This is a genomic window from Methylosinus sp. (assembly GCF_036560965.1).
Lineage (GTDB): Bacteria > Pseudomonadota > Alphaproteobacteria > Rhizobiales > Beijerinckiaceae > Methylosinus.
Genome location: NZ_DATBQF010000018.1, coordinates 1 through 12,791, shown reverse-complemented (window position 1 = coordinate 12,791; position 12,791 = coordinate 1). Strand labels below are relative to the sequence as shown.

Here is a 12,791-nt window from a genome sequence, read left to right as displayed (position 1 = left end):
CTGTCATGATGTTTGCAGTTCCTGTTTCGCTTTGGCCGACGCAGCGGCCATATTGTCGAGCAGATACCCGGTGACGGTTTTCAATATGCTCTGAACCGCGCTCGCATCGCGCCCCAGCAGATCGTCGACCGCGCTTCGTGGAATGACGATGACTGTCGCTTCGTCGCTCGTCACTTCGACGGAGGCCGCACGCGGCCTGCCGCTAATGACGCCGAGCTCGCCGAACACCGTGCCGGAGCTGCCGCAGCCGATGATATCGCGGCCGTTCTCGCCGGCGACCCAGGCGATTGTCTCGCCGCGAACCAGCACGAACATGCCGTCGGAACTGTCCCCCTGCCGGCAGATCTCGGTTCCTTTCGGGTGGCGTTCGATCGTAGAACGTCGAGCGATCTCGGCGAGCACCGACAAATCGACTCGTGAGAAGACCGAAGAGACGAGAAGCTCGGCCATGATCACCACTATGGGCGAGCGTTCGCCGTGTTTCGCGCGGGAGACGATTTCCTCGGCGAGCGGCGGTAGAGCTTCGTCTCTAGCGAAAATCGCGCGGGCGAGAGCGGCGCCCTCCGCGGACTCTGTCGCGAGCGCGGAGACGGCGAGCGCGCGCACGAGCGCGTCGCGGTCGTCGAGAAAGGTACGAAACACCACATCGGCCGGCCGCGACATTTCGATGATCTCGAAATAAGACGCCGAAGCCTCGGTTCTGAATGCGTGAATTGCATCTCGCAGCGTCGGTGGCGCCGCCGCGATCGATTCCGTGAGAGCGGACTTTCCTTCCGTCCCGAGAATGAGCGCGATCGGCCGCACGATCTCGGCCGCGCGTGCGGCGTCATCGAGCGTTGCCGCGAGGGCGATGATTTCGCGGACCAATTGCGCCTGCCATTTGACGATCGTCTTTGCGAGCAGCGACGCTTCGGGTCTTTTTTCCTGGCAGAGCGTGAAGCGGGCGGACTCCGCCCATTTCAAAGAGTGGACCAGCGCCTCGATTCGCTCGATCAATCGCGTCTGATCGTTCGTCGCTTCGCCGACGATCTCCGCATGTTCTTCGTCCGAAATATTGAACCAGTTCCGCATCTGCCGGATCGATGCGAGCGTGTCCACTCGCGCTAGCCATGCCTTTGGAGCGATTCCGGCCGCCAGCCCCTTCTGGACGATATCGGTCACGAACTCCCGATAGTTCCGGCGACGGGAATGCTCTTCGACGGTTCGCGCGAGATCGGAGTTGAAGAGCGATGGGTCCTCGACGCCGAGCGCGTGAGCGATCGCATCATGGTCGGAGTCGGAAAGGCCGAGTTGAATGCGCAAATCCCGCAGCAGCTTCAGGCTTTCCGACGAGCGCGTCTGCCCCGTCGCCAGCGCGTCGGCGAGAATGGCGCGATAGGCGTTGCGCTTCTGGTCGATCGAGAAGTTCGGCAGCGTTTTGGCGAGCACATAGATTTCGTCGGCGGACAATGCATCGAGCGAACGACCGTCGAGGAACTCTTCCGATCGAAAGCCCAAGCGCTCGAGCTCCTGCCGTAGGGCGTGGCCGAGGCTCTCGTGCCGGTAGACATCGGCGTTGCGCGCCAGCGAGCGGATGAGCCACGCCACCGAGCTCGCAGCGACGGCGAGGTCGATGAGCTTGACGGCGATTGGCGGCATCAGCAGAATATTGGGCCGGCCGGCGAACGCATAGAATAGCGTGAATGCGGCGAAGCCCGAAATAGTCAGCATGTGGTGTCGACGCTGCGCCTTGGAGAGCGAGACGCCGCGCGCGGCGCAGATCCGCGCATAGAGTTTCTCGAGCGTGACGAACAGCCCGAATGAAACGATCATGCACAGAAGGATGTAGAGTGGCGTTGCAATGATCTTGGGAACGGGCAGAGCTTGGCCGCCGATATAAAGACCTGGTTTGAACAATGCGCCGAACTGGTCGCTCTCATGCGTCCAGAACCCGCTCATGTAGTAATCCCAGGTTCCGGAATAGACAAAATAGTAGGTGTAGAATCCAAACACGAGGCCAAAAAATAGATAATATACATTCCGCTTTTGATTGAGATCGACTGATTTCCAATAATTATTTTCGAGGTCGATATCGGGGCAGTTCGTCATGCAGCCGACGCAGATACTGCGATCGGAGGCCTGCGAGGCGGCGCGACAAGTGGATTGCTTGATCGCCACGCGTTCGATATGCGGCTTGGAGTCGAAGAGTCCTCCGGGGCCAGTGTAGATCTGCTGCACCACCGCCGTAGGACAGAAATAGTTGCACCAGCTCTTGCCGCCGTAGATGAAGCCGACGAACACCGCGAATGCGATGATGAAAATGAAGGCCGAGGCGAGGGCCAAATGGCTCGAATTATAAAAAAGAATGCGTCCTGTCACGCCGAGCGTCAAAAATCCGAGCTGAAAGTAATAATGATTGCGGCGTAGCCAGGATTGCGAGGGGAGAAGCGCCAATGCGCGGTCCACGCGTCCGGTCTTGCGATTCAAATTCGGCAGCTTGCGCTCGAAACCAAACATGCGGGCGAATTGGCTGGCGTGCGAGAGCGGGCAGACTCGTCGCCAAAATTCATGTCCGAGGAGCATGATGGAGAAGGGGACGAGCGGCACGGCCATCGTCCAGAAAATGCGGTTGGTCATCGAATATGGCGTTGAATAGCGGGGGATTCCCTGGATGACGACAGGGTCTTCGCCAATTCGAAACGGGCTGCCCGAATTGTCGGGCATTGTAAGCCAGGTGGTCAGCGGGTCGGAGAACAGCGCGACGATCAGCATGCCCCAGGCGAGCAGCACGATGGCTCTGACACTCCGCATGGAGCGCTCGGATGTCTGCGATAGCACCTATTCCCCCCGTTCAGCCGGCTTCATGCGCCGGCCGACCCGCTAAATTAGCCGATAGCGCGCCGCTGTGCTCCTGCGCAAACGTCGCAGCGGCCTTATAGCGCCATTCGATCCCGTTGGATCGAATGGCGCTCTCGCTTCGCTTCTTTGGAGCGCATTCTGATCGACCGGGCGATTCCGTTCGATCAGAAAGCGCTTTAGCGTCGAGCGCCCGACCTCTTGCAGGAGCCGGGCAGATACTCCCGACCGTTCTTGTCGACGGCGCAGAGCCGCAGGTCATCCGGGTCTGGATCGCTCGCGTTCGGAATCCACTGCGCGAGGCATTTATTGCTCTTAAGGCAGGGATCCGTGAGCGACTTCAAGAAGTTCACAATATCGGATACTTGGCCGTCGCTCAATTCGATATCTCGAATGACGCCCGGAAGTCCGGCCGCTCGCTGCGAGCGAAGCATATCGAGCGCGTATTGCGTATGCGCCTTCGCATTATTCGAGTTGATCGGCCCGCCAGTGGTCGGGATCGTCCCGTAGTCGAAGCTCGCAATCGAGCGCTCGACATTGAGGTGATGCCTGACGATGTCCTCGAGCGTGTTGAACACGCCGCTATGGCCAAAGGGCGCCGTGACCTCCACGCCGAGAAGGGTGGGCGTGCGATAGGCGTATTTGTCGTCACGGTGACCGGTGACATGGCCCCGGCCCCAATCGTCGATGCCGTCGCCGAAATCATTGAGGTCGGTCTTGCCGCGGCCGATTTGCGGGACTGCGAGCACCCAATATTTCTCGTCCGAGAAGAAGTCGCCGGAGTGGCAAGAGGCGCAGTTCGCTCCGCCCTGCTCGACGGTGGCGAAGAACATCCGCGCGCCGCGCTTGGCCGATTCGCCGATCGCCTTGGCGTCGCCACGGACATAAGCGCGCCAGGGCGTATGGGTGAAGGTCATGGTTCGTTCGTAATCGGCCAGAGCGATCGAGATATTGTTGGCCGTGATCAATTGCTCGGACGGCGACTGATCGTCTTTGAAGCCGGCGCGGAACAAGGGCAGCCATTCATTCTTGGCGAAACGGTCGTTCGGATCGCTATAGCCGCCGAAACGCGCCGCGAGCTTCTGGCGCACATCGAGGTCGGTGGAGCCGGGAGTCTGCGGACTGCCCGCCGCCCCATAAGCGCCGCCGCGCATGGCGGCGTTGACCGCAGCCGGGAACATTCCATGGCCGGAACTGATCGGCATGCCAGCTTTGAACTTGTCCTCGTAGCGGATGTATTCCTGCCGCGGGAGCATGAAATTGGTGAACTCTCCGCGCACCGGGGGCGAATCGACGGGCGCGATGAGGCGGCCGTCGACGCCGCTCATGCCGGGCGTGCCGGTCGCGCTGAACACCGTGCCGTCCCATGTGATCGACTGGTCCCAGAAAGCGAGGCCGATCAGCGTCGGCGAATTGCGGGGCATTGCCGAATCGCCGGTTCCGAAAGGCGGAAACGTGCCGGGCTTGTTGACGCGCTTGCGGCCTGGGCCGAGCAACTCCGGATTATCGGCGCCGACGCCGACCGGAAGAGGCATGGCGTCGCCGAAGCCGAGCATCGGATGATGGCAGGTGACGCAGGCCACATCCTTCGCGGGGCTCATGCCCTTCGACCAGAACAACAGCTTGCCGAGCCGCGGAAGCGGGTCTGTCAAGGATGGAATCGGTAGTTTGCGACTGTCGATAGCGTCGCCGGTGAGGCGATGCTCGGCAATGAACGCGCGCAGCTCTCGATCGAGAGACGAGCCGCCGTGACTATCCTCGCTCGCGGCCGCGCCGATCATTGCGGTCGCCGATAGAATTGCTCCCGTGAGAACGGTCCGGATTTCCATCGAATTCTCCCGCTCCTCCGAGCTTTCTTTTTGCGTTGAACTAGCGCGCCGCGAGCGCCTCTGCAGAGTTGACGGGCGCTGGCGCGGCCGGCGTGTAGATCGGGATGATGAATTGTAGGCCGAGCCGTGTGTCGCGTGCTGCATTCTTTGCGTAAAACGTGTGAGACAGCTTGATTTGCGCGCTGATCTGATTGCCGATCAGATAGCCGTAGAGCGCGCCGAGCGCGACGGAACTCTGTCGGTTCATATAGCCGATCGCGGGCTTGTCGAGGTCCACCTCGCTGAAGGCGATGAAGCCCCATTCGGCGCGTCCGTCGCGCTTGATCGCGGTCAAATCGAAATTCAACGTCTGCGGCGAGCTCGCGAAGGGGTTGGTGTGTCCCGTCGCATAAAAACTGTTGAGGGTGATGTTCCAATTATCGCGCAAGTAGGTAATTGCGAGATTCTGTTGGAAGGCTGTGAAATCCGTGCCGAGCGCCCGTGTCAGGGGCGAGCCCGTCGATATCCATGCTCCCTCGCCGATCGCCACATTGAGGCCATGGCCGAGAAACCACGAAAACCATGTTCCGACATAGGAGTTATAGGTGCCGATCCTGTGCAGGCCTTGCATATTGACGTTGGCGACGACGAGCGGGACGGTCTTGAGTTGCACGCGCGCGCCGGCGACTTCGAGCGGCGTGGAGAAGTTGAGGAAGGCCGGCACTCCGACCGTCGAGTTGAACTTCTCGTCCGCGCCGGAATTGAATGCCGCGACGCCATAGAGGCCAGGCTCCGGCGCCCAGCCTTCCGGCAGGCCGGTCATGAGCCCGGGCTGCTGGATCGATCCTGCGGAAGCCGGCGCGAAGCCCAACGTGGATGCGAGCAGCGACGCGCCGACGATATGAGCGTACGAAAACGCCGCCGCGCTGAAGCGCTTCAAATTGAACATCGCCCGCCCCCGCGAAGCTTGACCGTATGAACTTGTGATTAATGGTTGCGCTGAAGCTGGATGTCAATCCCGACTGGGGTTTGCAGTCGCCGAGGCGAAGCGATTCGAGCTCCTCGACGAAAAAGGCGGAGGTTGTCGAAGAAGCCGGATGATGGTCGGGCATTGCGCGGATCGGCCTGGTCAGCCCGATCGTCGCATAGCCCGGCAGTTGAAAATCATTGGCGTTGTCGCCCTGGCGGACGCCACGCGCCACGACGCCGCCACCGGGCCTCAGCCCGCGCCAGTCGACGCCGCGCGGCGGCGTGACCTTCGAAGTGTCGCTCGAGAGAATTGCGACGTGTGCCACCGATAGTGCGTCGGAAGGTTCCTCTCAGAAGCGCTTGGCAAATCCGCATCGACGTTTCTTGTGCGGGCGCTCTGCGCGCGGCGGAAGCGAGAAATTCGATACAGTCGAATGACGACCGCTAGGTCGACAAACCGTCCTGGTCGACAGACTCGGCGCCCTTCGTCGTTGCGCGAGCTGTTCAACGGGCCTCGGTCCACGGGCGCCCCATTGTTCGCAATCAATCGCTGCAGCAGTTCATGCTTGGTCGGTTTTAGGGCCCCGCCGGCTTCACGCCGGCGGCCGTTCGCGCGCGTTCAAAGCGGGGGGGGCGGCGCATACGGCGTTTCTGCAGCCAGCGCAGGACGCCGGAGGCGTAGAGCAGGGCGGGAACAAGCCCCACGAGCGCGATGAATGCGCGGCCCGGCTCTCCGAAGGCCTCGCCCGTATGCAGCGGAAATTGCCATTCCAAAAATCTCTCGCCGGCCGAATAAGCGTGTGGATTCTGAATCTGGAGAATCTCTCCGCTATATTGGTCGACGGCCGCGAGGCGTTTCGGTTCGCTCCGGCTGACCTCGTCGTCGGAGCGCTTGCCGACGACATAGACGCCATCCTCCCCAAGCGGAAGCGCCATGCTCATCAGGCGTCCGTCCGGGAACAGGCGATCGACCGCGGTGACGGCCGCCTCCGGGTCGATCGGCGAACGGCCGAGCGAGGGCGAGGACTTCAGCCCGTCGGCGAGATGATGCGCGCCGACGGGAGAGAAGACGCCGATGAGCGCCTGCACCTGCGAACCGAAAATTAGATAGACGCCCGAGAAAATGACGACGAGCAGAACGCCGAGCGCGTAGACGCCGGTTGTCTTGTGCAGATCGAGCGTGAGACGCTCCGCGTTCGCGCCGCGCTTGATCGCGAAGGCCTGACGCCATTTGCCATTGCGCGGCAACCAGAGATAGACGCCTGTCGCGAGCGAGACGAACAAGAACAGCCCGACGAAGCCGACGAACGTCGCGCCGGCCTGACCCTGCAGCAACGTGTAATGGAGATGCATCAGGAAGAGCGTGAAGGGTTCGGCGAAGTGATTATCGTGGCGGATGATGAGCCGCTGTCCGATCACATGCGCGTCCCCCGGATCGACGACGATCTGATATATGTCCTCGTGCGCGCCCGCGCCATGCGCGCCATAGACAACGTCGAAATAGCCGCCCGCGCCTTTCGGGAAATGGACCCAGAAAGGCGCGGAGCCTTCCGGCGCGGCGGCCCGGCTCGCTTCTATGATGCGCTCGATCGAGGCGCGTTCGCCATCCGGCGCATAGCGCGTCGGAGCGAACAAGTCCTTGTTGAGCCATTCGTCGATCTCGACGCGAAAGGCGAGCAGGCTGCCCGAAAGGCCGATGACGACGAAGACGGCGCCGGCGACGAGGCCGAGATAGAGATGCGCGGCGAGCCAGAGCCGTCGGCTGTGGACGAATTTCATCGCACGGCCCTGCGCTTCGAGCGGAGGAGTCTCGCATCGTGGGCCGTCCGTCATGCTCAGAACTCCGCGCGGATCGATGCGAGGAAGGCGCGCGGCGCGCCCGGAGTGATAGACATCCGCCCGTTCGCGCCTTGATAATAGGTCGTGTCGAGCAGATTCGTCACATTGATCTGGAATGTCAGATCAGGCGCAAAGGACAATAGCGCCGCCTTGAATTTATAGGAGGCCATCGCATCGACGCGCGCATAGGCGGGAAGCTCGAAGCTGTTGGCGTTGTCGCCGAACGCCTTATCGACATAGACGCCGCCGCCGAGCGTGAGCCCTTCGAATTCGCCGGAGGCTTGGTATTTCGCCCAGAGATTTCCAGTATTGTGGGGCACGGAGGAGAGGCGCTTGCCGGTGTCGCCGCCGCCGCCCGAACTGTCGTCGTCCCTTGTGATGCGCGCGTCGAGGTGGCTGAAGGTGGCGATCACGCTCCAATTGTCGTCGATGCGTCCCGTGACGTCGAATTCGACGCCATTGCTGCGCGCCGCTCCCACCGTGGTCACGAATTGCGTGTTGGCGACAGGAACCGTCAGATTTTTCTTCTCTATGTCGAAATAGGCGAGCGTCGCGGTCAGCTTGCCATCCAGCAGCTCCGCCTTCACGCCGCCTTCGAACTGGACGCCGATCTGCGGCTTCAACGGCCTGTTCTGCGAATCTATTCCATTGCTGGCGCCGTAGGAGCGTGTGTAGTTCCCATAGAGCGACAGCCAGGGGAGCGGCCGCAGCAGCAGGCCGACGCGCGGGCTGTTCGCGCTGAGGGGAACGATCACGCGTCGCGCGTCCGTGATCGCGAAGGGCTCGCTATCGAAGGTCGAGGCGCGGCTCGATTCCGCCCAGTCGTGCCGACCTCCGAGCAGCAGTTGAACTCGATCGTCCCAGAAGGAGATCTGATCCTGCAGATAGAGTCCCGTCCACTTCTCCTTCTGACTGACCCGGTAGTTCGCGGTGAAGGCCTCGCCGACGATGGGCGTGTAGACCGGATTATAAAGATTGATGCTCGAGATCGAGTCGCAGCAATGGCCATGCGATCTGCTCTCGAAGCCGTAATAATCGAATCCGGCGAGCAGCCTGTGCGTGAAGGGGCCGGTTCGCGCCTTGCCCTCGAGGTCGATGTTCGTCGCATAGGATCGCCTATAATATGTCGAATCCGGCGCGCCCGGGACCGGAACGAGCCACATGGAGCGCTGTATCTCTCCGGTTGCTTCGTTCAACGAATCGAGACCGGGGCCGCGCTGTCGATAGTCGACATTGGTGTAGGCGAATCGATTGGTCATTCTCCAATCGTCGGCGAACTCATAGGTCCAGTCGAAAGCGAACAGCGTCCGCTCCTGGAAATTGGGGAATTTCGCCGCGAAAGTCGGGTCGATGAGATAAGTGCTGATCGGGACCTTCGCTGGCCGGAAGCCGATCGCGGGAATTGTCGAGACGTCGGTGAAGTAGACGCGGTGATATTCGCCGTCGATGTTCAATGTGAAGCGATCGGTCGGTTTCCAGGTGATCGTCGGGGCGACCAGCAGATTGCCTTGCCAGACATTGGGCTGGAAGTGGTTCTTGTCGAGATAGGACGTGTTCAGGCGGTAGAGGAGGGTCTTGTCCGCCGTCAGCGGGCCTGTCGCGTTGATCGACGTGCGCGTCGTCCCGAAGGCGCCGGCCTGCTCCTGGATCGAGTAATAGGGCGTCGACTGCGGGCGCTTAGGCACGAAATTGATCAATCCTCCCGGCTCCACCCGGCCGAAGAGCATGGCCGCCGGGCCTTTCAGCACCTCGATGGACTGAAGGTTCGTCGTTTCGAAATTGCTGGTGTTCTGCTGGCGCAGACCGTTGCGATAGAGCTGTCCGCCGCTGTCGAAGCCGCGAATGACGAGGGAGTCGTAATAGCCCGCCGCGCCGGAAATGCTGCTGACATTGGTGAACAGCGCGTCGAGGACGGTGACGGCCTGCCGATCGTCCATCGTCTCGCGCGGCACGATCTGGACGGCGTAGGGCGTCTCCAAAATCGGAATATTGGTCTTCGAGGCGGAAACCGGCCCGGTCTGATTATAGCCCGTCTCGCGTCCTCCCGACCGCGCCGGCCTGTCGCCCGTTCCGGCGGCGGAGCCGTGTGAGGTCTGTCCGGCTATGTCGATGGCGGGCAGCGCCTCCTGACCGCGCGCCGGCAAGACGAATGTGAGAGCGATCACGCAGGCGGAGCCGCCGCGCAGCAGATGGGAACGGAGCATAGGCGTCGTCTCCTGAAGTGGCCGTGTTCGGCCCTTGCAAATCGAGAAGCTCGCGGCGTACGGCCGCATTCGGTCGATCAGGAGACACGGGGAGGCGGCGCGCGCGGCGATCCGAGATTGACGCGGGCCGGCCAACGGCCGGCGGCGCGGGCGGGAATGTGGGCCGCGACGCGGCCCGGCGCCGCCGGGGGCGGATAGGCGACCGCATCCGCGAGAAGCGGGACGCTCGCCGCCGCGCCTGGACCGCTCGCCGGACAACAGGGGCTGTCGATCGGGCAATCGTGCGCGCGGCGGCGCCGTTCGTCGCCGAGCGCGCATCGATCGAGGACGACGCCTTCGACGGCTCGAGCGCCCGCGGCCGCCTCCCACTTTGCGACGGCGGAGGCGGAAGCGAGCGCCTGGGCGGCGAGGAGCCACAGCGCCGCGAGCGCCATTGCCGCGCCCGAGAAATTTCCCTGCCGTCGGAACCATCGCATCATTCAGAAAGACCCTGGGAGCGGTTGGAGCCGTCCCCGCTACGAGGAATTTGCCGCTCGGCCTCGAGCGCTTGCTTCCTCGCATGTGAACGTCTCACGAAGCTCTCACCTCGCCGCAGCTCCGAAATTCCGAACGGCTGTGGCGCCTTTGCCACATCGACGCCGCGCTATTTTGCGCTTGTCCCGGCGCTTGCCATCGCGCTCCGCACCAGGGAGAATCGGGCGGTCCCGCTCTCGGCGGGGAAATCGCTATTCGAGACGCAGGGAGCGGCGCCCATGCGAATTCTATTGGTGGAAGATCAAGGCGAGCTGGCCGGCGAGATTCGGCGGCGAATGCGGCGCGACGGGTTCGCGGTGGACCATGTCGGCTCGGTGGGCGACGCGCTGGAGGCGTTGAGGGCGAATGCTTACGCCGTCGCCATGCTGGACCGCCGTCTGCCGGACGGCGACGGGCTGGCGATCGTTCCCGAGATCAGGCGGCGCCACCCCGGCAGCCGCGTTCTCGTGCTGTCCGCGCTGGACGCGGTCGACGAGCGCATCAGCGGCCTCGACGCCGGCGCCGACGACTATCTGACCAAGCCCTTCGACCTCGACGAGATGATGGCGCGCATTCGCGCCGCGTTGCGCCGGCCGGGCGCGGAGGCCGCCCCGCCGATCCGCGTCGGCGCGCTGGAGTTCGATCCGGGAACGCGGACGGTCTCGATCGACGGGCTCCCGGCCGTCTTCCATCACCGCGAGCTGGCCTTGCTCGAGGGGCTCGTGCGCCGTGCCGGCCGCGTCGTGGAGCGCGAGACGTTGACGTCGGAAATCTGGGGGTTCGACGAGCCCGTCCAGTCGCATGCGTTGACGATCATCGTCTCCCGCGTGCGCGCGAGGCTCGAGAGGCTCGGAGCCGGCGTCGACATTCATATGGTGCGCGGCGTCGGCTATTTTCTCTGCGAGGCGGACGCATGACGCGCACGCCGTCGCTGACGCGCCGATTGATCCTCGACCTCTCCTACACGCAGCTCGTCGCCGTCGTCCTCGCTTGGTTCATGACGACCATACTCGGAGGATTCGGGATCATCGGCGCCTATGACTATTGGCTCGAAGACTATTACAGCTACTATCGCATTCGCGATCTCGTGTCGCAGTCGATTGCCCGCGCCGCCGACGGTTCGCTTCGCATCGAGCCGAACGACGAGCTGCGCGCCGAAATCCTACGGACGCCGATGCTCAGCTACGCGGCGTTCCAATCGATGCGCCAGCCTGCCCTGCCCGGCTCTTCGGAAGACATTTCCGCCGCGCTTCTCGGCGTCGCCTCAGTGGAGGTGCGCGGCATGGACTTCTACTTCCTGTCCGCCTGGGGACAGAAAACCGCGGGCTCGGTGTGGCGGTGGAAGACGCCGGTCGGTCCGCTATTCATCGCCGCCGGCAAAGGCAAATTCCAGTGGCTGGACATCCTGCATGCCTTTCGTAACGAGCTCGTCTCGCAGAGCCTCTATCTCGTCGCCGTATTCTCCGTCTCGTCGGTGGTGGCCTGGCTCGCCGTTCGGCGCGGTCTCGCGCCGCTGCGCCGCGCGGCGGAAGCGGCCGAGCGCATCGATCTCGATTCGCTCGGCCAGGGCATTCGTGTCGACGACGCGCCGATCGAGATTCGTCCGCTCGTGGACGCGGTGAACCGCGCGCTGGCGCGTCTCGACGCCGGCGTCGCGCGCATGCGGCGCTACACGGCCAATGTGGCGCACGAGCTGCGCACGCCCGTGGCCATATTGCGCGCACGGCTCGAAAATCCCGAGGAACGCGGCTTTCGCGTCGATCTCCAGCGCGACACGCGACGCATTCAGACGATCGTCGAGCAGATGCTCATCGCCGCGCGTCTGACCGAGGGGCAAGCGCCGCGGGATCAGGACGTCGATCTCAGCGCCACTGCGCGCGGCATCGTCGCCGATTATTCGCCGCTGATTTACAAATCCCGCCGGCGCATCGCCTTCGAGGCGCCTGACGCACCGGTCCGCCTGCGCAGCAATCGCATGGCGATCGAATGCATCATCGCCAATCTCATCGACAATGCGTTGCGCGCGGAACCGGAGGGCGGAACGGTGCTGGTGCGCATCGACGCCGATCGTCGGGTGTCCGTCATCGATCACGGCGGGGGCGTCGCCGAAAGGGATCGCGAGCTGATCTTCGAGCCTTTCTGGCGCCGCAACGAGTCCGAGCCGGGCGCCGGGCTCGGGCTCGCCATCGTAAAGGAGTTGATCGACAAGCTCGGCGGCCGCGTCCTCGTCGAGACGACGCCGGGCGGCGGCGCAACATTTTCGGTATCTTTTCCGGTGTAGCGCGATTTATGAACGCGAAGCGGCGGGCGGTAGACACGGACCGCCTCGCCGACGCCGCTGCTTCTTCATGGCCATCGGAGGGTAGTGACGGAGACGGCCGACCGAACGAGAGTTGCAACGATTGTAAGCGACGGTATGATTGGTCGAAGACGTCGAAGTGGTGGGGATGCCGGGAAAGATCGGATCGGCCAAGCTGATGAGTAATACCAACTCTCTGAGAGGCCGACTCACGTGTGGGATTCCCGAATCGGCTGAAATTTGATTCGACCAGGCGAACACATGGAGGTTCGCCATGGCGGCGGCGATTGGGCTTCGAGGCGATTATGACGCGCGCTCCTTGCG

At 63.0% G+C, this 12,791-nt stretch carries 8 protein-coding genes; 2 read left to right on the top strand and 6 right to left on the bottom strand.

All coding sequences use genetic code 11. From position 1 onward, the window contains the following. Positions 1-3: 3 nt before the first annotated feature. The 6 genes from VIF40_RS04195 to VIF40_RS04170 form a co-directional block, all read right to left on the bottom strand. Positions 4-2,790, bottom strand: a complete 2,787-nt coding sequence (locus VIF40_RS04195; protein ID WP_331936267.1) for a cyclic nucleotide-binding domain-containing protein — start codon at positions 2,788-2,790, stop codon at positions 4-6. A 224-nt stretch (positions 2,791-3,014) separates the two neighbouring features. After that, positions 3,015-4,664 (bottom strand): cytochrome-c peroxidase, encoded by a 1,650-nt coding sequence (locus VIF40_RS04190; protein WP_331936266.1) that lies wholly within the window; start codon positions 4,662-4,664, stop codon positions 3,015-3,017. A gap of 40 nt (positions 4,665-4,704) precedes the next feature. Next, complete coding sequence (locus tag VIF40_RS04185; RefSeq protein WP_331936265.1) at positions 4,705-5,592, bottom strand: hypothetical protein; 888 nt, start codon at positions 5,590-5,592, stop codon at positions 4,705-4,707. A 596-nt stretch (positions 5,593-6,188) separates the two neighbouring features. Further along, complete coding sequence (locus VIF40_RS04180; RefSeq protein ID WP_331936264.1) at positions 6,189-7,445, bottom strand: PepSY-associated TM helix domain-containing protein; 1,257 nt, start codon at positions 7,443-7,445, stop codon at positions 6,189-6,191. 2 nt (positions 7,446-7,447) lie between these two features. Further along, positions 7,448-9,655: a TonB-dependent siderophore receptor gene (locus VIF40_RS04175; RefSeq protein WP_331936263.1), complete on the bottom strand. Its 2,208-nt coding sequence runs from the start codon at positions 9,653-9,655 to the stop codon at positions 7,448-7,450. A gap of 77 nt (positions 9,656-9,732) precedes the next feature. After that, the gene (locus VIF40_RS04170; RefSeq protein ID WP_331936262.1) at positions 9,733-10,134 is read right to left on the bottom strand and encodes a hypothetical protein; all 402 of its coding nucleotides are present in this window, start codon (positions 10,132-10,134) and stop codon (positions 9,733-9,735) included. Positions 10,135-10,407: 273 nt separating this feature from the next. Here VIF40_RS04170 and VIF40_RS04165 point away from each other — a divergent pair, with 273 nt between their 5' ends. Further along, entirely contained in the window at positions 10,408-11,085 is a 678-nt protein-coding gene (locus VIF40_RS04165) for a response regulator transcription factor (RefSeq protein ID WP_331936261.1), read from the top strand. Then, positions 11,082-12,449 carry a HAMP domain-containing sensor histidine kinase gene (locus tag VIF40_RS04160; RefSeq protein WP_331936260.1) on the top strand — a complete coding sequence of 456 codons (1,368 nt, stop codon included), beginning with the start codon at positions 11,082-11,084 and terminating at the stop codon, positions 12,447-12,449. Before VIF40_RS04165 ends, VIF40_RS04160 begins: the two co-directional genes overlap by 4 nt. Positions 12,450-12,791 lie beyond the last annotated feature (342 nt).